This window comes from Paenibacillus sp. FSL H8-0122, assembly GCF_038005345.1.
In the GTDB taxonomy this organism is placed as follows: Bacteria; Bacillota; Bacilli; order Paenibacillales; family Paenibacillaceae; genus Paenibacillus_AQ.
In genome coordinates, this window is the sequence record NZ_JBBOTB010000001.1 from 4,475,093 (window position 1) to 4,496,410 (window position 21,318).

At 50.7% G+C, this 21,318-nt stretch carries 16 protein-coding genes and 1 pseudogene; 5 read left to right on the forward strand and 12 right to left on the reverse strand.

The genetic code is table 11. From position 1 onward, the window contains the following. Positions 1 to 48: 48 nt before the first annotated feature. Genes NSS64_RS19375 through NSS64_RS19385 form a run of 3 tightly spaced genes read right to left on the reverse strand, consistent with a single transcriptional unit; the run spans position 49 to position 3,190 of the window. Positions 49 to 1,176, reverse strand: coding sequence for a glycoside hydrolase family 88/105 protein (locus NSS64_RS19375; protein WP_341141194.1), 1,128 nt, complete (start codon positions 1,174 to 1,176; stop codon positions 49 to 51). 35 nt (positions 1,177 to 1,211) lie between these two features. Then, positions 1,212 to 2,246 carry a dienelactone hydrolase family protein gene (locus NSS64_RS19380; protein WP_341141195.1) on the reverse strand — a complete coding sequence of 345 codons (1,035 nt, stop codon included), beginning with the start codon at positions 2,244 to 2,246 and terminating at the stop codon, positions 1,212 to 1,214. A gap of 53 nt (positions 2,247 to 2,299) precedes the next feature. After that, positions 2,300 to 3,190, reverse strand: coding sequence for a pectinesterase family protein (locus NSS64_RS19385; RefSeq protein WP_341141196.1), 891 nt, complete (start codon positions 3,188 to 3,190; stop codon positions 2,300 to 2,302). 73 nt (positions 3,191 to 3,263) lie between these two features. Here NSS64_RS19385 and NSS64_RS19390 point away from each other — a divergent pair, with 73 nt between their 5' ends. Next, entirely contained in the window at positions 3,264 to 4,133 is an 870-nt protein-coding gene (locus NSS64_RS19390) for a helix-turn-helix domain-containing protein (protein WP_341141197.1), read from the forward strand. Between the two features lie 25 nt (positions 4,134 to 4,158). On the opposite strand, the gene NSS64_RS19395 is transcribed toward NSS64_RS19390, so the two are convergent. The 4 genes from NSS64_RS19395 to NSS64_RS19410 form a co-directional block, all read right to left on the reverse strand. After that, the gene (locus NSS64_RS19395) at positions 4,159 to 5,610 is read right to left on the reverse strand and encodes a glycoside hydrolase family 28 protein (protein ID WP_341141198.1); all 1,452 of its coding nucleotides are present in this window, start codon (positions 5,608 to 5,610) and stop codon (positions 4,159 to 4,161) included. Between the two features lie 30 nt (positions 5,611 to 5,640). Continuing rightward, a complete protein-coding gene (locus NSS64_RS19400) occupies positions 5,641 to 7,206 on the reverse strand; it encodes a glycoside hydrolase family 43 protein (RefSeq protein ID WP_341141199.1) in 1,566 nt (521 codons plus the stop codon). A 223-nt stretch (positions 7,207 to 7,429) separates the two neighbouring features. Next, positions 7,430 to 8,206, reverse strand: a complete 777-nt coding sequence (locus NSS64_RS19405) for a GNAT family N-acetyltransferase (RefSeq protein WP_341141200.1) — start codon at positions 8,204 to 8,206, stop codon at positions 7,430 to 7,432. 103 nt (positions 8,207 to 8,309) lie between these two features. Beyond that, positions 8,310 to 9,107: an AraC family transcriptional regulator gene (locus tag NSS64_RS19410; RefSeq protein ID WP_341141201.1), complete on the reverse strand. Its 798-nt coding sequence runs from the start codon at positions 9,105 to 9,107 to the stop codon at positions 8,310 to 8,312. A 137-nt stretch (positions 9,108 to 9,244) separates the two neighbouring features. Here NSS64_RS19410 and NSS64_RS19415 point away from each other — a divergent pair, with 137 nt between their 5' ends. Further along, the gene (locus tag NSS64_RS19415; RefSeq protein ID WP_341141202.1) at positions 9,245 to 11,497 is read left to right on the forward strand and encodes an FAD-dependent oxidoreductase; all 2,253 of its coding nucleotides are present in this window, start codon (positions 9,245 to 9,247) and stop codon (positions 11,495 to 11,497) included. A gap of 294 nt (positions 11,498 to 11,791) precedes the next feature. Here the strand turns inward: NSS64_RS19415 and NSS64_RS19420 are convergent, their stop codons facing one another. From NSS64_RS19420 to NSS64_RS19430, 3 genes are all read right to left on the reverse strand, one after another. After that, the gene (locus NSS64_RS19420; protein ID WP_341141203.1) at positions 11,792 to 12,421 is read right to left on the reverse strand and encodes a hypothetical protein; all 630 of its coding nucleotides are present in this window, start codon (positions 12,419 to 12,421) and stop codon (positions 11,792 to 11,794) included. A gap of 120 nt (positions 12,422 to 12,541) precedes the next feature. Then, positions 12,542 to 13,660, reverse strand: a complete 1,119-nt coding sequence (locus tag NSS64_RS19425; RefSeq protein ID WP_341141204.1) for a glycoside hydrolase family 88/105 protein — start codon at positions 13,658 to 13,660, stop codon at positions 12,542 to 12,544. A 32-nt stretch (positions 13,661 to 13,692) separates the two neighbouring features. Beyond that, the gene (locus tag NSS64_RS19430; RefSeq protein WP_341141205.1) at positions 13,693 to 15,489 is read right to left on the reverse strand and encodes a glycoside hydrolase family 2 protein; all 1,797 of its coding nucleotides are present in this window, start codon (positions 15,487 to 15,489) and stop codon (positions 13,693 to 13,695) included. 227 nt (positions 15,490 to 15,716) lie between these two features. Here NSS64_RS19430 and NSS64_RS19435 point away from each other — a divergent pair, with 227 nt between their 5' ends. From NSS64_RS19435 to NSS64_RS19445, 3 genes and pseudogenes are all read left to right on the forward strand, one after another. Next, a complete protein-coding gene (locus tag NSS64_RS19435; protein ID WP_341141206.1) occupies positions 15,717 to 16,634 on the forward strand; it encodes an ArsR/SmtB family transcription factor in 918 nt (305 codons plus the stop codon). A 140-nt stretch (positions 16,635 to 16,774) separates the two neighbouring features. After that, a complete protein-coding gene (locus tag NSS64_RS19440) occupies positions 16,775 to 17,194 on the forward strand; it encodes a hypothetical protein (RefSeq protein WP_341141207.1) in 420 nt (139 codons plus the stop codon). Between the two features lie 156 nt (positions 17,195 to 17,350). Beyond that, positions 17,351 to 18,181: pseudogene (locus NSS64_RS19445) on the forward strand (SpoVR family protein); the annotation flags it as partial. A gap of 449 nt (positions 18,182 to 18,630) precedes the next feature. On the opposite strand, the gene NSS64_RS19450 reads toward NSS64_RS19445, so the two are convergent. Continuing rightward, positions 18,631 to 19,545: an AbaSI family restriction endonuclease gene (locus tag NSS64_RS19450; RefSeq protein ID WP_076086676.1), complete on the reverse strand. Its 915-nt coding sequence runs from the start codon at positions 19,543 to 19,545 to the stop codon at positions 18,631 to 18,633. A gap of 348 nt (positions 19,546 to 19,893) precedes the next feature. Then, the gene (locus NSS64_RS19455; RefSeq protein ID WP_341141208.1) at positions 19,894 to 21,318 is read right to left on the reverse strand and encodes a restriction endonuclease subunit S; all 1,425 of its coding nucleotides are present in this window, start codon (positions 21,316 to 21,318) and stop codon (positions 19,894 to 19,896) included.

Below are 21,318 nucleotides of genomic sequence, written 5' to 3' on the forward strand. Positions count from 1 at the left end.
CCCTTCCAGCAAAATTCCGGCAACGGTGAAGCTTATTCCACCGTCTGTCTATTGCCCGGCAACGTACCTCTCCACTTCAAGAGATGCCAGCAGCAGGGGCGCTACACCCATGGGCACATCTGATACAACCGCTTCGGAAATGTAGTAATCGTAGGAGCCGTTGCGGTCCTTGCTGAGACCTGCCCCGTGGCAGATCTGGTGCAGATGAACACCTTGTTCGTCTTCGGTAACCAGATGCTTAAGGATTCCCTCGTAGCCCCGAAGCATCGCTGCCTTGAAGGAAGGCTCCAGATAACGCAGCCGCAGGGCTTTGGCCATCGCATAGACGAACATGCAGGAGCCTGTCGCTTCGAGGTAGTTGCCTTTGCGTCCCGCCTGATCCAGCACCTGATACCAGAGGCCGGTCTCCTGATCCTGCACCTCGACCAGCGCACCGCACATCCGCTGAAAAATCCCCATCACCGTACCCCGCTGCGGATGGGTCAGCGGAAAGTGCTCCAGGCAGTCCACGGCAGCCATCGCGTACCAACCCATCGCCCGGCTCCAGAAGTGGGCGGACAATCCGGTGGAGGAATCCGCCCACTCCTGCTCCCTGGATTCATCCCAGCCGTGATAGAACAGGCCGGTCCGCGGATCACGGGTTCTGCGCTCAATCAGCAGCAGCTGACGGGCGGCTTCATCGATCAGCTCCGGACGCCCGAAGACCGCCCCGTATTCGGCCAGGAACGGCGAAGCCATGTATAATCCGTCCAGCCACATCTGGAAGGGATATATTTTCTTATGCCAGAAGCCGCCTTCGGAGGTCCGGGGCTGTCCGATGAGCTGCGCTGCCAGCAGATGGGCGGCTTCCGCATAGCGCTGCTCGCCCGTCTGATGGTACAGCCAGAACAGATTCTTACCCTGATTGATCTGATCCAGGTTATATTCCTCCAGCGAATAGGAGCGGATGGCCCCGTCCTCCCCGATGAAGCTGTCCATATGCCGCTGCATGAAGGAGAGGTACTCAGGCTCGCTATGCTGCATCCCGGCCCGGGCTACTGACATCAGTAGCATGCCGGGAACATACGCCCAGCGCTCCATCACATACTCATGCTCCCCTTGTTCATTGCATTGACCGATGAATGTATCCGCAATTCTGCGGGATAAGCCTGTGCTTACTGCTTCTGATATAGACATCTCTATTCCTCCTGTCATTTGCGCTACCTGTTACCCTACTCCTGCGGACCGGCAAGCTGCTTAAGCAGCCAGGCATACGCCGGTTCCCCGTGAATCTCATGACCCCCTGTGAAAAAATCCGCCGCAAGCTGCCCGCCATGACCCTCTGCGGCATAGATTTGCTCCAGCCGCTCCAGAGCATCCCTCGCGCCGGCGGGACCAAACAGATGGTCTGCGTCCCCCGCCTCCAGGAACAGCCCGCGCGGTGCAATCAGGCCCAGCAGGTCCGGCATCTCCGCTTCCAGCAGAATGCCCGGAATATAATTGTCCAGACAATGATTCCGCGTGAGAATGCTGTCTTGGAACGTATTGGCGTAGCCGCTGACCACCGCACTGCTGATCCGTTCATCCAGTGCAGCCGTGAAGCCTGCCACCAGCCCGCCGCCGGAGATGCCCATAATGCCGATCCGCTCACCGTCAACCTCATCCCGCTGCTGCAGATAATCCAGCGCCCGCATCGTCTCATAGATGCGGCAGCCTGCCATCGTCTGCCCTGTCATCAGCAGCGCTGCGGACAGGCGGAAGCAGGAATTACGTCCAGGCTCGCCGCTCTTCAGATCCTCAGCCAGACGCCTGTCTCCGAAACCGAGTACCTCGGGAGCCGCAACGACGAAGCCTTGCTTCACCAGGGAGACGGCAAAATCCTTATGCAGACCCGGGTCCCCTGTCCGCTCCGACCCGTCCGGGCTCAAGCCGGTGATCTCGCGGCTGCCGTAGCCATGCCCGTGAATAGCCAGCACAGCCGGGCAGGGCGAAGACAGCGGCTGCTCCGGGAGCAGAAGATACATTGCCATTCGCAGTCCTTCATAGGTGGTAATCCCGACCCGTTCGCGGATATAGCCGGGACAGACTGTCCGCTCCAGCTGTACCGGTTCAAGCGCCGCCCTCTGAGCAGGGAATCCGCCCAGCCGCACTATGAATCCTGCGGCAAGGGATGCCCGCCATTGTCGGAATGGAAGGTCTGCCCTGAAGGCAGAGCTGCGCGGTGCAGAAGCCGTCAGTTGATTGATATATTGTTCAAGTGATTCCATCAGGGAATCCTCCAATCCTGTTACTGGGTAAGGATGAACCATGGTCCAAGCGATTAATAGCCCTCGGGATGCCAGCCGTCCAGCACAGACAGAATCCGGTACTGTGCGGCTTCCTCCGCAGTTAAATGGCGTGACCACGCCACCCGGCCTTCGGGGCAAGCGCCCGGGCCGCTGCTGCCATACTCTTCATAGCGGCTGGTCTGCTCCCGGTCCGGCTGCCCCCAGTTATGCCAGCCTTCGCCGGTCACCGAGCCGTCCATCACCGTGCGGATGAAGGCGACATGCGCGTAAGGGCGCCAAGGGCGTCCGAGATAGCACTCACTTACCCCTTCGCCGCCGGTAATCCGGCAATCCAGGAACACATAACCGAAGGCGGCTCCCTCCGGCGTTGAAGCCGCTGTGATATACCCTCTCGAGCGCTTGTTATGGAGATGGCAGCGGTCAAACATCGCGGTGGCCGGACCAAAAATATAATCCACATCCCCCTCAATGTAGCAATCATCATAATATTGCCGCCCCGGCCCGGTATACAGGGTATCCTGATCCCCTAACAGACGTACACGACGGAACACAGCCTGCCCGGCATCCACGAACGCCGCGACCGCCTGTCCTGTTCCCGGGCCGGAAGTGTTGCGGATGGTCAGATTCTCGGCAGTGAAGCCTTCTGCGAACACATTCAGCGTCCCGGTACGGAAGGTGCGCAGCGGTTCACCGTCCGCGCCGAGCGTATGGGCATTATCATTCCACGAGATAATGGTGGAATGCTGATCCTCTCCCAGCAGCAGGATGGGCGGGGCTTCGCGGGCGATCGTAACCTTTTCCTCATAGATCCCTGGCTTAATCCGTATAGTTACGGCTTGCATCTCCCCCGGCGGAATGGAATCCAGCGCCTCCTGCAGACTGCTGAATCCTTCTCCGGCATTCTTCGAGACTATAATTAACATGGACGGCTCCTTTCACAGCAACCTGAATGTATTCTATAATAACTGTAACAGCTTCCAGGAGAAGAGGAGATGTATGAACAGCGTATCTGGCCCTAATCCCAAATATTATCTTGAAGACGGACGCTTCAGCATCCAGCATATGAAGCGCAAAGGCATCACTGCGATGCCGCGCCCCCACAGCCATGAATGGACGGAGCTGTATTATCTGACGGACGGGGAGCGTGTATATTTTGTGGACGACCGGGTGGTTACGGTTCACAAAGGCGAGCTGATTCTGATTCCCGGCCGCGAGCTCCATTCCACGGCAAGCTCCGAGAAGGCCGAGTTCGAGCGGATTCTGATCAATTATGACCCGCTGCTACTGCCTCCGGTGCTGAGGGACGAGCAGCAGTGGTTCCAGAGCCGCCGCTACCGCTTGTTCAGGCTGACCCTGCGTGAGCAGAATGAAGCGGAGTCCCTGCTGAACCGCATGCTGGAGGAATCCCGCATCCGGCGGCCCTTGTACGAAGCCTGTGTCACCGCGCTATTGACCGAGCTGATGATTCTGCTCCAGCGTTCGGAGAGTACGGCCCAGGCTGGCGGCACCCGCCATCCGCTGCACCATCTGGTAACAGATGTCGCCACCTATATACGCACCCATTACCGGGAAGCGCTTACGCTGGAAGAGACCGCCAAGGACTTTTTCATCAGTCCCTCTTATTTGAGCCGGGTATTTCATCGTCTGACCGGCTTTCATTTCCGGGAATATATCGTCCATATCCGGGTCCGCGAGGCCCAGCGTCTGCTGGCCGGGACCCCCGCCAGAATCCAGGAGATTGCCGGGGCAGTCGGCTTCGAGCATCTGTCCCATTTCAATAAAACTTTCAAAAAATCAACCGGCCTGACCCCGCTCCAATACCGTAAGGAAGCGGGAGCACAGGCTGCACCGGAGTCCGGAGGGTAATATCCGGTCCGCCCCGCACCTCTGCTTAAAGCTCCGTGATGGCCAGCTCTCCTGAACGGACAAGCTCAACATCACTGCACTTATGCATCTGTACCTGCGGCTCCTCCTGCGTCTGCAGCCTGATCCGGTCCAGCTTCAGACCTGCTGCATGGCGCAGGATGATCCCCCGCTTGCTTATGGCGCTGAAGTTCTCCACCGTAAGCGCAGCAAGCGGCATTTCCGGCAGCCCGTTCACCAGCAGCGCGGTTGCCGCCCCGTGGCAGGCCATATTCCGCAGCGTAATGTTACGGAACTGAGGAGTCTCCTCCGTGACCGGAACCTCTTGCTCGTCATAGCCCTCAGACCCCTCAACCCCGGCATAGAACAGGTGGAAGGATACCGCTTCATGGACGATGCCTGACATTTGTATATTTTCTACCCGGATATCCTCTACTACGCCGCCTCTTCCCCGGGTACTCTTGAAGCGCAGCCCGATGTCCGTACCCATGAACACGCAGTCGTTCACCCGGACCGCATATACACCGCCCGACATTTCACTGCCGATCACTACCCCGCCATGCCCGTGATAGACCGTACAATGACGGATCGTAATGTACCGGCAAGCTCTTCCTGCCCGGCGGCCCTCCTCATCCTTGCCCGATTTCAGACAGATGGCATCGTCGCCTACATCGAACCCGCAGCGCTCGACCAGCGCATGTGTACAGGACTCCAGATCCAGCCCGTCCCCGTTCTGGGAGTACCATGGATTGCGCACTTGAATATGTCTGATTGTAACCTGCTCACAGCCCATGGGGTGCAGACACCAGGCAGGAGAATTCTGAAAGGTCGGCCCCTCCAGCAGCACTCTGCGGCAATTCCGCAGGCTCAGCAGCGCTGGACGCAGATACGCCCGGGCAGGAAGGTAGGCTTCCATTGCTGTCTCGCCGCCTTCCTTCAGCTTCAGAACATAAGCTTCTCCCGTAAGCGCTTCCTTGGAAGGCCACCAGATCTCACCCTGTTCATCCAAGGCTCCCCCGGAGGCAAGCAGGCTATTCCACTCCAGTTCCGTCCGCTTGAAGCGCTTCACCGGACGCCAGGCCTCACCGCTGCCATCGAAGATGCCTTCACCGGTAATGGCTACATCGCTCAGATCCTCACCGTCCAGCGGAGCCTGGCACCGCCAGCCGGCGGTCCCTTCGTAATGGGAGAACAGCAGCGGATACAGATTATACTCGGGTTCAAAGCGTACCAGTGCCCCCCGCTCGGCACACAGATTGATCCGGCTGTGCAGCGTCAGCGGCCCGGTACGCCAGATTCCCGGCGGGATGATCACCGTTCCTCCTCCCGCAGCTGCGCAGGCATCCAGGGTATCCTGTATAGCAGATGTACAGAGCAGCCCTTCAGCTTCTGCCCCATAGTCTGTAATACAGAAGGTCCGCTGCGGAATCTGCGGCAGCTCCGGGATTGGATAAACTTCGGAATCATATTTATTATTCATCGTATTCCTCCATCTCTGTCTAATCAAGATCTATTCAAGCTCTTCATAGCTGAACCAGCCGTAATCCGCAACATTGCTGCTCCGTTCTCCGCCCGCACTGGCATACATTCCGATATAGGCCCCTGTAAAACCACCGGCCCAATCCGTGCTCAGCACCCGGCCGTCAGCCTGTTCATGCAGTGCGGTCCAGGTATCTGATACTGAAGCTCTATAATAAAAGCTGTAATCCTGCCCCCTGGCTTCTACCTTAAGCTGTACGGTATCCAGCGGATACGGCGCAGAGGCCAACAATTGCTCAGCTCCTCTGCTGCGCACGGTCAGCTTCAGCAGCTGGCTGCCATCCTCCAGCGCCCGTTCATAGCGGAAGTGGTTGTCCGCATTCTGGATCAGGGCCAGTCCGGCGCTCTCGCCTGCGGCCTCCGGCTGGAAGCGCATCTCCGCTGCGGCTCTGAAGCTGAGATGCTGCTGCCGTCTTCCGACATAAGCCGGATTGCCGGTATCCGCCAGCCCCTCCGGCTTCAGCCGCAGCCGCAGATATCCGGGATGCTCGCTGAGGCTCCAGAATTCACCGCGCGGCGTGCACAGGAAGTTCCAGACGGGGCTAAGCTCCCTGGCATCGAAATCATCCCGCACCGGCAGCAGCGGCCACTGCGTCACCGGCAGATCCGGCGCTGGCCCCTCCAGCTCAAGTACGCCCTTGCCGGGATTGACTACCGGCCATTCGTCCTCCCATTTGACTGGAGTCAGGAAGGTCTCCCGGCCCAGATTGCGGTAATATCCCCCGCAGGTCCGGGAGGCCAGGCAGAGCATCCACCAATCCCCGTGCTGCGTCTCCACAAGCTCCCCGTGACCCGTATTCACGATGGGGTACTCCCTGCCGAGATGGCGGTGGGTCAGGATTGGATTGGCCCGGTGCCCCTCATAAGGCCCTGTCACGTTCCGGCTTCTGGCAACCGTTACCGCATGGGTATGGCCGGTGCCGCCCTCGGCGATCAGCAGATAATACCATCCTCCTATGGAATACAGATGCGGCCCTTCCTGGGCATGGGCAGTCTTCAGCGCACCTTGCCAGAGACTGTGCTTCGGACCGGTAAGCCTGCCCTGCGCCAGATCAATCTCCTGCAGCCAGATGTCCATATGCTTCGGATAATCCTGGCCTCCGGGAGGCACCCGGTTACCGGTGTAGTAGACCTTGCCGTCCTCATCGAAGAACAGGGAAGGATCAATGCCGGGCGCATCCTCCAGCCAGACCGGATCTGACCAGTCTCCCGCCGGATCGGCGGATGTGACATAAAAATTATGCGGGTCCTTGTGATTATCTACGAACGTTGTGATCATATAAAAGAGACCTTGATGATACCGGAGGGTCGGCGCCCAAATCCCCCTCGACGGGAGAATCCCGTCCAGATTGAGCTGGGACGGACGGTCCAGCACATGGCCCAGCTGGCGCCAGTGGACAAGATCCCTGCTGTGGAAAATCGGAACCCCGGGGTAGAATTCAAAGCTTGAAGTGACCAGATAATAGTCCTCTCCTACACGGATGGCCGAAGGATCTGGATAGAAGCCCGGCAGCACCGGATTACGGAATGTTCTCAAATTCGGAAGTCCTCCTTCACACGGGCATTATGTACAAACACTCAATCAACGATAGGTAAGCATAACCCATTATAGTTCGTATAAGTTTAATTTTCTTGCGCTTTCTATGTTCTTTTTCTTGTTTTTTATACTTTCTTGTCCTGCAAATAGAAACAGCGACAGCAGAGGACGGATAACGTCTCTGGCTGTCGCTGTATGAATATATTACAACAATAATTCAGCCTTACTTCCTCACATAGAGCGAATAGGTCTCTGGAGCGGCAAAATGTAGTTTCTGCGCCAATCGCATGGAGGCCGTATTGTGAAGGTCACAGTCCCATCTTGGCGTTATCTGACGTTCTAAGCTCTCCAGGATAAAAGCTTCGGCAACACACCCCGCCACGCCCCTTCCCCTATACAAAGGATTCGTCACAATATCAATCTCCGCATACTGATCAGACGAGAATATAGAGACACACTCTCCTGCAAAAACTTCGTGTTCCGTAACAAAGAAACCGAAGCCCTTGTCCGCAAAACGCTCCACCGATCCCCAATATTTCCGGATGTACGCTGCATCGAACTCTCTATGTCCCTCAAGCGATTCCTCATTTGTCCTGTTCAGCCGGAAGCCATCCGGTATACCCGCTCTTCCCGATTGCATGAAACGATGCTCATTGAATGTAAAAGAATACCTCTGCATCCGCTGCAACTTCGCCCCTAAAAGCTCATTAATTCTTCGATCCCATCGTTCAGAGGATGAAAATAACGTAAACCTCTGATTAAGCTTCTCTCTGCGCTTGAATTCGTGCATAAGCATGAGTGCAAAATCATCATTAGTCTCATCCCCCATCACTGCATAAATGCCTGAAGAAGTACCGATCAGCGCCGAAGACTTATCGATGATGATGTCCCCGGCAATGTAACGGTCTAATACCGAATACGCAAATGTGGGAAAAGTGTTATCTTGATCAGCATCCATTATATTTCTTGCCGCGATGGCAGAAGCTTCGTTCTCGATCATTTCAAAACGTTCCTTTCTAGAGAAAACAGTATGGTTTACAACAAATTAGATAAACAGCTAATTACATGATAATATAATTCGTTGATCCATACAATTGTTATTATTATACGCGGTGCAGCTTACGGTACCGGGATGGCGTTAAGCCCAGCTTCGCCGTGAACACCCGGCTCAGGTAGAAGCCGTTCTCGTAACCGCACTGCTGGGCGATCCCTTCAATGGGCAACCTTGAATCCTCCAAGAGCTGGCAGGCCCTTCTGAGCCGGAGTCCGGTCACGAAATCTGAAGGGGCCGTCCCATAGGCTGCACGGAAACGCCGCGTTAATTGTACCGGTGTAATATCAAGGGTAGCAGCCAGCTCCTGCAGGGTCATAGGTGTACAGGCATGCTCCAGCAGCCATTGCTTAGCCTGCTGCATCAGCGGGCCCGGGCTTGTCTCTCCAGAGCGCAGCTCCTCGGATGCACTGCTGCGCTCAATTTCAAGCAGCCTCCACAGATCCTCCAGCATATGCTTCATCCGGCTATAGCCCGGCTCCTCCTGAATCCCTCTTCCGATACTCCGCATATAGCGGCAGGTAGACATCAGGCGCTCCACATCCCGGACAGTCCATCTGCCTCCAAGCGTTGCGGCGTCCTCCGGTCCCTCCTCTTCCTCCCATTCGAATTGTATGAAATGAAAGGTCAACGGACTAAGTGTTCTCCGGTAAAAGGTTGTCCCCGGCGGACATACAATGATATCCCCGGACCCGCCTTCCCCTTCGTGGTCTCCGAAGCGGTAAGCGAATTGTCCCTGCTCCACCGCAAATAAGGTCCACACGGGGTAGGTGTCGTGCTCCAGCAGGAACTGTTTTTTCTGCTCCCAATACAGATAGACTGCCGGACGAACCGACCAATTCATGCGCATGTCTGACGCTCCTTAGATGCATTATTCAATGAAATAAAGTGTATAAATCAAGAAATTATATGCATGTCATTTGATTATAGATTATCCTATCATGAAACTACGGATATATTAACACATACCAAAGGAGAGGTTCAACAATGCGTAGTGAAACGGTCAACACGGATGTAACTGTGGTAGGCGGCGGACTGGCAGGGGGATGCGCGGCGATTGCGGCAGCCCGTCTGGGCCAGCGTGTGGCGCTGATTAATAACCGTCCGGTGCTCGGCGGTAACTCCAGCAGTGAGGTGCGGGTATGGGTATGCGGCGCAACCTCGCACGGTATCCACCGGTATGCCCGTGAGACGGGGATTATGGGCGAGCTGTTTGTGGAGAACCAGTACCGCAACAAAGACGGCAATCCGTATCTCTGGGATATGGTTGTGCTGGAAGCGGTTAAGGCCGAACCGAACATTCAGCTGTTTCTGAACACGGATGTTCATGAGGTCGATGCTTACGAGGATGGCAGCGGCCAGCGGAGCCTCCGGTCCGTGACCGGGTGGATGATGGGGTCGGAGCGGAGAATTACTTTTGAAAGCGCGGTCTTTCTGGACTGTACGGGAGATGGCCTGGTAGGCTTCCTGGCAGGGGCAGAGTACCGGCTGGGCCGTGAAGCACGCGAAGAATATAATGAGGAATGGGCACCGTTAATCGCAGATGATATTACGCTCGGCAGCACACTGCTCTTCTATACCAAGGACGCAGGTCATCCGGTCAAATATATCGCTCCAGCCATGGCAAAGGATATTACACAAACCTCTATTGCCGAGCGCCGCATCATCCGCAGCGGCGACAACGGCTGCGCCTACTGGTGGATCGAATTCGGCGGCGAGCAGGACACTGTTCACGACAATGAGGCCATCCGCGACGAGCTGTGGTCTGTGATCTACGGGATCTGGGACTATATTAAGAACTCCGGCAAATTCGACGCTGACAACATGACGCTGGAATGGGTCGGTTCGACTCCGGGCAAGCGGGAGTACCGCCGGTTCATTGGCGATTATGTCCTGAATCAGAACGATATCCTGGCCCAGCGCGAATTCCCGGACCGTGTGGCGTTCGGCGGCTGGTCCATTGACCTGCATCCGCCGCAGGGAGTATACGCTACAGAGTCAGGCTCGAAGCATATGTATTCGGACGGCAGCTATCACATCCCGTTCCGTTCGCTGTATTCGGTGAACGTCGGCAATCTGCTGATGGCCGGCCGCGACATCAGCGCTTCACATGTAGCGTTCGGCACGACCCGCGTCATGGCCACCTGCGCGGTCATTGGCGAAGCGGCTGGTACCGGCGCGGCACTCTGCGCCGCCAAGAGAATATCGCCGCGCGAACTCCATGCGGCTCACCTGAACGAGCTGCAGCAGACGATGCTGCGCCAGGATGCTTCCGTCCTCGGGCTACGCAACGAGGATGATGCCGATCTGGCGCTGAAGGCTGCGCTTAGCGCTTCCAGCGAGCGGACCCGGTTCGGCGTAGAGCAATCCGCGTTCAGCGTCCCGCTCACAGCGAACATCGGCATCACCGTTGCGGCCGATCCGGGGCTGGACGGAATTGAGCTGCTGATCGATGCGGCCGAAGCCGCAGAGCTGACGGTCGAGCTATGGGAGACCGGACGTCCCGAGAACTATGTTCCCCATACGCTGATTCAGTCCGCGTCAGCTCCCGTTCAGGCCGGAGCCGCCCAGTGGGTGAAGCTCCCGGTTCAGTGGCAGCCGGAGTCACCGCGCAACGCGTTCCTGATCTTGAAGGCCAATCCTGCACTGTCGCTGCATATGGCGGATGAGCCAGCTTCGGGTATGCTCGCCTACGGGCATAATGAGACCCCCGCAGCCTCGCGGGATTTCGGCGAGAATCCGCCTGCACAGCCCGTAGTGCAGTGGGACAAAAAGAAATTTGACCACAAAGCTCCATGCCTCCGTCTGTCCGGGATAACGAGTGCCTTCGCTGCGGATAAAGTTATCGACGGCTACCTCCGCCCGTACGGCGGTCCGCACTTGTGGTCCTCTGACCGGATGTCCTCCGGCCAGCCGGAGTGGCTGGAGTTGGCCTGGAACGAGCCGGTTACCATCCGTCAGGTACACATCACCTTCAATGACGATGTCAACGAGGATCTGATCAACCTGCATCATCATATTACGCCTTACGACATCCTGCCAACACTCGTTAAGGAGTATCGTATTGAAGCTTACCTGGACGGCAAATGGACCACAGTTGCCGGGGAACGTGACAACCACAAGCGCAAGCGGGTGCACACGCTGAACGAAGCTGTGAGAACAGGCCGCCTTCGCGTGGTAGTGCTTGAGACCAACGGCAGTGAGTATGCGGAGATTATTGAAGTGCGGGTATATGGTTAAGGGAGCGGACTAAATTTAACACATTGAAATTTGAAGCGGAAGGCTATAGCATTTAAAATGTGGACTTCAGTAGTACAGCTAAAACAAGTATGGATGGCAGACATGGTCAGTTAAGAATATCCCGATCAATGCTGGAACAGCGGTAGGAACCCATACGTTATATGTTACTTTTGTGAAGTCAGATTCCTCCACAGTTGCAAATTTAACTTGGTTCCAGTTCAAATGGAATGAAAGCTGTTTGATGTATGTTGAGCGGGGCCTGACTGCGGTCAGGCCCTTTTGACGCGGAAAGAGCTATTGATCCGTCCACTGCTCAAAGAGGTTGTACAATTCATCAAGGCGTTCCTCGTCTTCGGCCGCGAACATTAGCAGATGGCCCCCGTTGTTGTTCATAATCATAATCAATTCACCCGGCCGGCCAAAAAAACGAACCCCCGTGTACAAATCTGAATCCGCTTGACGGGATGGAAAGTTCTGCTCAATCCGCTCCGCAACAGCCTCATCGATCTCCCAATATTCTTCGCTGCTATACTCCATCGCCAGCACTGCCTGCATATGGGCCATGGCCAGCAAAAATTCCTTGACAGTCGAACGCAGGCGCTCCCATTCTTCTCCGCTGCGCACATAAACGGGAGGATTATCAAGCTTCATATCCGCTGCACGGATTCCCCAGACGCAGGCTTCCTGATTTTCGGTATAAAAGATGCAGTAGTCTTCTTCCATATAACGCGGAAATTTGTGAGGCGGAACCAGAAAATCCTGAGTTGCGTTCAATGCAGAGTGGGCCCCAAGCTCAGTATAATAAGCCCGCAACACCTGAGGAATATGCCCGTAGCGTTCCAGCCACGGTGTTAACGATTCATTATCGAATCCGCACGGTTCCGTAATGTGGAACAGGTCCCGAATCGCTGTAAAGTCAGTCATTACTTCTCTCTCCCCGTTCGTCGATTTCCAAGTGTTAATTAACGTAATCTTAACATAATTTATTGTGAAAAAAAGCCTAATCCTCTGGCGTAAATGCTCAAGGATCAGGCTTTCTGCTGTTTAATTTAACGCTTCATATAAAGCGATAAGAGCCAAGGACTGTCCGTACGCCATAGGTCGGAGGGCAATGTTCTTGTAATGCTCCTTATCCATCCCCATGCCGGTTCCGGCCGACACATTCAGCACGGTGCCGTCTGCGCTAATATTTTGACATACCGACTGAATGGCCTTGTCTGCCGCAGCCTGATAGGAGGCATCCAGAATACCGGCTTTAATCCCTTTGATAATCCCTGCGGCGATTGCGGCCGATCCCGATACCTCTTCATAGCTGGACGGGTCCTGCAGGACTGTATGCCACAGACCGGAAGCTGCCTGGAGGGATACCAGGGCATTGACCTGGGCTGTATACGTATCAACCAGAAACTGCCGGAAACCCGGACTAATCGAATCCTGGCAAGCTTCCAGGTAATCGACGATCCCATAGGTGAACCAGGAGTTGCCGCGGCACCAGAAGATACTGCCGAAATTATCATTGCGTTCGAAGCTCCAGCCGTGGAAGAACAGACCGGTATGTTTGTCGAACAAATACTTGATATGCAGCAAAATCTGGTGTTCAGCCTCATGCCCCCAGTCCGGCCGGTTGAACTTGAGCCCCGCCTGGTTCAGAAACAGAACCGCCATAAAGAGCGTATCAATCCATAGCTGTCCATTGTGCAGGTGAATTCCATCCCGGTTGCCAATCGCAGTGACCGTATGCTGGAAGCCGCCTTCTTTGGTTTTGGGCAGCTCATGAATGAGCCAATCCGCATGCTCCCGGCATAGCTCTTCCAGTTCGCTGGAAGGCTCAAGCTGATCCAGGAGCAGCACCAAAGGCAAATAGGGAGCTGTCGTATTGATATTTTTGGAAGGCAATCCCGCCTCCAGATTACGGGAAACCCAATTCTGAAAAAATTCCATATAACGCGTATCGCCGTAGTAGTTCTGCAGCTTATAAAGACCATAAAGACCTACGCCCTGAGGCCAATCCCATTCTTCAATTCCGAAATCACGTTGCACAATCCCTACCCTGGTATCGGCCTGAACCACGGTTTTATCCTTTTCATAGTCGCTGCCGCCCAGGTTCATAAGCCTGTCTACGACCAGACCGATCTTTTGAAGCAATAGTTCGTTTGTCATCATTCCATCAGCTCCTTATTATTAAATAAGCCCGGTTAAATGGTCCGCAGATGCCATTGATCGTTAATTTCTTTAATTAACGACAGGTCGCATTTGGGTGTCCGGTCATAGGCTACCAGGCCGTTAATCTCCTGCTCCACATCTGTTAACTGTGTATAACAATATCCGTAAATAATCTTCGACGCGTATACCGCTTTCATAATTCTTCCGTATTCCAGAACAAGATCCTCTGCAGATTGTGCACTGGTATATCCCCAGCCATCGTCCGCGCCAGCCTTATAGCTAATCCCGCCGAATTCAGTCAACAAGATGGGCTCGCCCCGATGCTCATATCCGTCTGCATATACACTGCGGGCCGATGGCTTGGAAGCAAGCATGGTATCTTTTGTAGAAAGAATCCGCTTGAACTCTTCATACTTATCGGGCTCATCTGCCCGGCCATGCTGATAATTGTGAACCGCACAAATGTCCGTCAGCGTCATTTCCCATCCGTCATTCGATATCACTAACCGGGTATCATCCAAGGAATGAATCAGACTATACATGGCTACGCTGTGATACTGCTGCTGCTTATCCGATTTCACCATGGGAATGCCCCAGCTTTCGTTAAGCGGAACCCATGCCACAATAGAGGGATGATTGAAATCACGGTCAATAATCTCAATCCATTCTTTGGTTAACCGGGCTACAGCATCATTATTGTAAGAGGCGTTCGCCGCACATTCTCCCCATACAAGAAACCCTATCTGATCTGCCCAGTATAAAAACCGCGGGTCCTCGACCTTTTGATGCTTACGGCAACCGTTGAACCCTAATTCTTTGGCTAATTCAATATCTTTCCTCAGGTGTTCATCCGTTGGCGCTGTAAGCAGTCCTTCCTGCCAATACCCTTGGTCTAGTACAAGCTTTTGATAATAAGGTTTGTTATTCAGATAGACCATACCATCCTCTGTATGAACCTTCCGCATGCCGAAATACGACTCTATAGAGTCCACCTCAACCCCGTGATCGTACAGCTTCATTTCCACATCGAACAAATTAGGAGCTTCCGGGCTCCATGTCCAGCCGGCGCGGTGAAAGTTTGTGCGGAATATTTTCAGACCAAACAGATCTACCATTCTGCGTGTTATAGGCTGTAACAATCGTACCCGGTCCTGAATAACCAGTTCTCCGCCAAAAGAAATACGAAGTTCCAAATCTAATTCTTCTGATCCATGCCCCTCAGACTTCACTTCAATTCCAACACTTCCTTGATCCAGATCAGGCGTAAATTTCACCTGCTGAATATGCACAGGGTTGACCGCCTCCAGCCACACGGTCTGCCAAATTCCGCTCGTGCGGGTATACCAGATGCTTTCGGGCTTCTCAAGCCAGAACTGTTTGCCCCGAGGGATAGTCTCATCCGTTGAAGGGTCCTCCACATGAACAGTGACCTGCTCCTCCTGACCGGTTAAGGCATGCGTAATATCAAAAGAAAATGAAGTGTGTCCACCCTCATGCACGCCGATATAACGACCATTCACATACACCCATGCCCGATAATCTACCGCTCCAAAATGTAATATCACACGCTTCTGATACCAGTCCGGATCGAGTGTGAAATTACGCTTATACCAGACATAGTCATGAAAAGTAGTATCGTGTATTCCGCTGGCAGGGGTCTGAAAAGCAAAGGGAACTTGAATGGTCTGGCTGAAGCTCTCACCTGGATCAAACCATCGCTGCGCGGCTCCCTCATTGCTGTCATCAAATTCAAATTGCCAGGTTCCATTTAAGTTAAGCCATGCGTCTCTGACGAACTGCGGACGCGGATATTCCATCCTGTGTGTCATTTAGCTTCAGCTCCCATCTTAGTAGTCCACAACAATAAAAGTTAACTTATTTGTGGTTATCGCAATAAATCTCCCCCGCAAGCAAGCAAATACTATCATGATGAAAGCGTTCTTTCAAGGCTATATCAGCGTTATTCCTGATTTTCAACTTTGTGGTATACTAAATAAAATCAGCGCTTAACCAGATCGTTTATTGTAAACCAAAAAGTTAACAATTGGAGGTCCATATGTTCTTAGAACTCGATGATCATGGCATTGCTGTTTTGAAAGCACTGGCATCTGACACCAGAGCTTCGATTCTCAGACTATTGTTACATACACCGCTTACGGTCAGTGAGCTCGCCACAAAGCTTAACTTAAGCAAAGCGATCGTCTCACGCCATATCCGGTTACTGGAGGACGCCAAGATCATCAAGCTCCAGGACAACTTAGAGAGTACCGATAACAGAAAGAAGAGTTTTGTGCTTGCCGTTGATCATATTGCCCTCAACTTACCCCAAAAGCTCCATCTTCCTTTTAAAGTCATTACGAATGAAATCAAGCTGGGATACTATTCTAACTTTTCAGTCACCCCTACCTGTGGATTAGCCAGCCAGACTAAAGTCATCGGAAAGTTAGATGATCAACGGACCTTCGTTTCCAATGACCGGATCGATGCTTCTTTAGTTTGGTTTGCGGAAGGCTTCGTTGAATATATGATTCCGAATGATTTTAACCGAAATTTTACTGCAGAATTATTAGAGTTATCCTTGGAGCTATCTTCAGAGTTTCCTGGGTCCAACAATAATTGGCCAAGTGATATCGCCTTTTATATCAACGATGTTTTTTTAGGCACCTGGACGGCTCCGGGTAATTTTTCAGATGTGCGCGGGAAATTAACACCAAACTGGTGGGATAACGAACTAAGCCAGTATGGACTTTTGAAGCATTTAAGAGTCACCAAGAAGGATACTGGAATAGACGGTCAAAAAATATCATCGGTCACCCTCGCTGAGCTAAAGATCGAAGACTCTCCCTTCATCAAGCTGAGGATTGGGATTGATGGGAATTCTACAAACAAAGGCGGACTTACCATCTTCGGGGAGCACTTTGGAAATTATCCGCAGAATATTCTGCTTAAGCTATTCTATACGGAAGCGGAGTGAGGGATTTAGGGCGGGCTTGAACCGCCAAGATGTTTACGTAAAAAAGCTCTCCATGAACGATGCAGGATCGTTTTGGAGAGCTTTTTTATAGATCATATTCTGGTACAATAAAATGACAAGCCTAATTGGAGGTGCCAGCCGTGCAATGGGAAGAGGTTCGTAGGATTTATCCTGATCAATACGTCAAGTTGCAAATCCTTGCATCACATACCGAAGGAAACACTAAGTATGTTGATGAAGTCGCACTGATCCGTGCTATCCATGACCCGAAAGAAGCTACCAAAGAATTGCTGCAGGCTAAGGATGGTGTGATTGTGTCGCATACTGCAAACGAAGAACTGAATGTTGAGATTCGTGCCTTTAGAAGACCTAGAGCCGCTCGAATGACTAGGACACTTACAGACAAACAAAAGAAACAAATGACCTCGGTTATCTTCAAAGATGAAGGTGTCCTCTCTCAACTTCAACAAGCTCAAAAGGATAGCAGAGATGGAATTTCCACTTACAGTGACAGCGAAGAGGAGTTTGCTCAGTTACTGAACAATATCCAGAACGAATAAATAGTCTAACCCCTTAGCATATTCGCTGCGGGTTAGGCTGTTTTTGTACAATAACTCATCTGCCCTCTCATGCCGCATTCTTCCCCATCATACTCCCTCCCCTCCCCCCATATACATAGGAAGAACGGTTCACAAGCTGGAAGGAGAGATGGATGCATGCCCGGTGATGATGAGATTAAAGCGCTGGAGCGGTCGATTGCCGAGATTACGGAGATTGCTTCCGGGTTTGGGCTCGATTTTTATCCGATGCGTTATGAGATATGTCCGGCGGATATTATTTATACCTTCGGTGCGTACGGGATGCCTACCCGGTTCGGGCACTGGAGCTTTGGCAAGACTTTTCATAAAATGAAGGCTCAATACGATTTCGGCCTGAGCAAAATTTATGAGCTGGTCATCAACTCTAACCCGTGCTACGCCTTCCTGTTGGACGGCAACTCCCTGGTGCAGAATAAGCTGATTGTCGCGCATGTGCTGGCGCACTGCGACTTCTTCAAGAACAATATGCGCTTCTCCATGTCCAACCGGGATATGGTTGAGAGCATGTCAGCCACCGCCGACCGCATCAATGATTACTCCGTCACCTATGGCACAGACACCGTTGAGAGCTTCATTGATTCCGTGCTGGCGATCCAGGAGCATATCGATCCCAGCCTGATCCAGCCGCGCAAGCTGGGCAAGACCCATCTGCTTGAAGCCAAAATGAAGGAACGCAAGGACGCCCATCCTGGCAATTCATCACCGACTAGTGCCTACAGCGAGCTGTGGGATTTGGAGAAAAAGGAAACTGAGGACCCTGCGCCGGAGGCCGCTGGTAAGCGTGCTTTTCCCCCGGAGCCGGAAAAAGATATCGTCTGGTACATCCAGCAATACTCCACCGCTCTGGAGGACTGGCAGCGCGACATCATGACGATGCTGCATGACGAGATGCTGTATTTCTGGCCGCAGATGGAGACGAAGATCATGAACGAAGGCTGGGCCTCGTATCTCCAAGGTGCTTACGAAAAAAGGCTCTCCGTGAACGATATTCATCGTTTTGGAGAGCTTTTTAATGGCAAATAATCTGATACAATAAAAGGACAAGCCCGATTTTAGGTACCAGTAATGTAATGGGAAGAAGTTCGGCAGATCTATCTCGATCAATACGTAAAGCTGCAAATCCTTGCCTCACATAACGGAGGTAACACCAAGTGTGTTGATGAAGTCGCACTGATTCGTGCTCTTCAGGACCCGAAAGAAGCGACAAAAGAATTGCTGCAGTCTAAGGATGGTTGATTGTGTCGCATACCGCAAACAACAACTGAAGGTTGAGATTCGTACTCTTCGTGGGTTGCGGAGAGTCGTGCAGCATGAAAATTGAATATGTGGATGGGTTGCTGCAAACGTCCCTGACCTTGATTTATAAGGGACAAGCTCTGAACTAGTTAATCATTTGGTTAATTTGTGCCATGTTCTTCACGTAATGCTCCTGCCCTAAAGACTTTAGTTTTATCGTCGATACGGCTATATCTTATATAATTTTTGTTATCAGGTGACAAGCCTGAACATTTGAATATCCCGACAAATCTGTAACGTTTTATACCTAAACTATCTCTATAATTTGCAAAAACTGCCCTTTCCTTATTTAACCTGAAGTCATCTTTAATGAGAGCCATTCTTTCGTCTTCAGTTTGATTTTCATGTGACTCATCAATATAAGTCCAATCATCAGATAAAAAATTTAACCATCCTCTTGCAGCGGACTTAGCATCTTCATCAACAATAACAGATAGCTTTGGACACCAAACCCATAGTGTATTGGACACTCGGAAACCACTTCTTTGAAACCCTATATAACCTTTATCAAAAACATTGTTGGCTATATCTGTTATTTGTTTAAACGACACATTATCATAAACAGATAAGTACTCTTGCTGTTTGATTTGGCTCAGTTCTTCTTCATATGTCAACCACTTTAATTGTATCTTTGACGCTTTGTTTTTAATAATTGAAACGACTTCAATAATTCGTTTATTAATCGCTTCTATTGGCTGCGATGCATCGATTCTTAAGCAGATAAAATCAGTATTTTCATTTTCATTAACTGCGGCAATTATGTCATCCATACGTAATTTGTCTGCCTCTTGATTATTTTTGTGATACGATTCATCCACTTCTATCGCTACCTGGAGTTGTGGAAAGTAGATATCCATTAGAGCATGTCCACCATCTTTACGCTTTACATATTGTTGACTTACAGGTTTCAACTCCATATTATCAAGCTTATGCCAAATCGCATTGATAATGTAGTTTTCATAATCCTTTCTCTTAGTTCGCGATAAAGTTTTAACTAAATAATCCCGTTTATCCACTTCCTTGTACCTCCAGTTTTATTCCTAAATGTGTAAACTTTCGGCTCTGAGCAACTGATTTATTCTTAGTGTAAATTAATACTGAATGAAGATAAACCTTATTTGGGTACAGTGATAGAACTCATGTATTCTATACTTAAAAAAGGACTTCAAAGGATTTGATGTATTTTATGAAGTTCTTTCTTGTAATAAGAATACATTCGATGTAATCAAGAATATAAAAGTTATGTTGAAAATCCTTATGAATCTGATCTGTATTGAGTCCTAAAGAAATAAACAGAGGCCTGATGATTGGCATCTGTTTATCAAGTCATCATTGGAGCTTTGGAAAATCGAATATCAAGCAAACTATTTATTAACTTGCTTACAATATGGCATCATTTCTTTAATTTTTTCAACTATCCTTTTCTGTTCAGCAAGTGGCGGTAATGGGAATGCTACCTTTGAAAGAATTTCAATATTAATATTTTTTTGCGCCGTTGAACGTGACATTTTATCAAGTATATCTTTATAACACATTAACACGTATAAGAAATACATATTCGTGTCAATAGGGTGGTATGCATTAAACCCTACAACACTATCAGGAAAACATGCATCAAATCCCAAAATTGCAACATCGCCAATATTAGCTGCAATCGTCAAACAAACTGTTCCTTTTTGCCATACCCTACTCTGTGCAACACCTAATTCGTTATACATAGTAGTGTACTGAGTAATAATTTCATCGGCTCTAGCAACATCTCCAGTTTGTATCATAGGGAATGTACCATTTTCAAATATCTTAACATCGTTCCTAGGTCTGTGTTTTGATTTTCCTCGGCTCAATTCTCCAATTTGTTGTAATCTCACCCACTTCCAACTCTCTGGAATTTCGAAAGGTATCTCATCCTCTGTTATTACTGGCAGTGGCTTTTCCTTCTTAATCTTGTTTTCCTTAATCAGCTTAACTTTTTCTTCTTGAATATGCTGATACAATGCTTCGGCAGTACCCTCTTCTTCTCGTTGTTCAACCAATTTCCCCTGGATAGCATATTGCAAAATGGATTTCTGCATATCCTCTGGAAACTTCTTATTAAACACCTCTAATTTTGAATGGGCTTCACCGTATTTTTCAACATAAGGCATTAATGCTTCAATCTTGGCAACGATTCGCTTTTGTTCTTCTAGTGGGGGAATAGGAATCACAGCCTCAAGCACATTTTTTCTTTCGATTCCAGGTATCATACTTTTAGCTTTAGCCTTTAACGTATTTACATAACTTTTAATGAATATATGTATATATTCAATATCCATAATAAATGTTCTTAAAGACATGATCTGTCTGGCGATATGAACTTCTTCTTCTTGTAAAATTGTTGTAGTCCCAACAGTTCCTTTACATGTTAATAATAAGTCACCTTTCAATGCAATAGACTTTGGTTCATTTGTCCATCTATTAATAACTAGTCTACCATCAACTATGTTACTAGCCCCTGTCAAATATGGAACACCCACTTTTGTATCCTTATAGTTATTTGGTGTCATATCTTGACCTGATGTTAATAATATAACTTCCCCTAACCTCACCCATTCCCAACTTTCAGGAATGTCAAACGGTATGTCATTCTCTGTGATTCCTGGTATTGGCTTTCCCCTTTTTATCAACTGCTCTTTTTCTGCATTAATCTGTTTTAGCAGTTCTTTCGCAGTTCCCTCTTCTTCTCTTTGCTCAACAAGCTTTCCTTGAATCGCCAATTGGAGAATACTATTTTTCAAATCCTGTGCATTCAT

Excerpts from the sequence above, each read along its gene's own strand:
- NSS64_RS19375 (WP_341141194.1), bottom strand. The coding sequence starts at position 1,176 with ATGTCTATATCAGAAGCAGTAAGCACAGGCTTATCCCGCAGAATTGCG.
- NSS64_RS19380 (WP_341141195.1), bottom strand. The coding sequence starts at position 2,246 with ATGGAATCACTTGAACAATATATCAATCAACTGACGGCTTCTGCACCG.
- NSS64_RS19385 (WP_341141196.1), bottom strand. The coding sequence starts at position 3,190 with ATGTTAATTATAGTCTCGAAGAATGCCGGAGAAGGATTCAGCAGTCTG.
- NSS64_RS19390 (WP_341141197.1), top strand. The coding sequence starts at position 3,264 with ATGAACAGCGTATCTGGCCCTAATCCCAAATATTATCTTGAAGACGGA.
- NSS64_RS19395 (WP_341141198.1), bottom strand. The coding sequence starts at position 5,610 with ATGAATAATAAATATGATTCCGAAGTTTATCCAATCCCGGAGCTGCCG.
- NSS64_RS19405 (WP_341141200.1), bottom strand. The coding sequence starts at position 8,206 with ATGATCGAGAACGAAGCTTCTGCCATCGCGGCAAGAAATATAATGGAT.
- NSS64_RS19410 (WP_341141201.1), bottom strand. The coding sequence starts at position 9,107 with ATGCGCATGAATTGGTCGGTTCGTCCGGCAGTCTATCTGTATTGGGAG.
- NSS64_RS19415 (WP_341141202.1), top strand. The coding sequence starts at position 9,245 with ATGCGTAGTGAAACGGTCAACACGGATGTAACTGTGGTAGGCGGCGGA.
- NSS64_RS19420 (WP_341141203.1), bottom strand. The coding sequence starts at position 12,421 with ATGACTGACTTTACAGCGATTCGGGACCTGTTCCACATTACGGAACCG.
- NSS64_RS19425 (WP_341141204.1), bottom strand. The coding sequence starts at position 13,660 with ATGATGACAAACGAACTATTGCTTCAAAAGATCGGTCTGGTCGTAGAC.
- NSS64_RS19430 (WP_341141205.1), bottom strand. The coding sequence starts at position 15,489 with ATGACACACAGGATGGAATATCCGCGTCCGCAGTTCGTCAGAGACGCA.
- NSS64_RS19435 (WP_341141206.1), top strand. The coding sequence starts at position 15,717 with ATGTTCTTAGAACTCGATGATCATGGCATTGCTGTTTTGAAAGCACTG.
- NSS64_RS19455 (WP_341141208.1), bottom strand. The coding sequence starts at position 21,318 with ATGAATGCACAGGATTTGAAAAATAGTATTCTCCAATTGGCGATTCAA.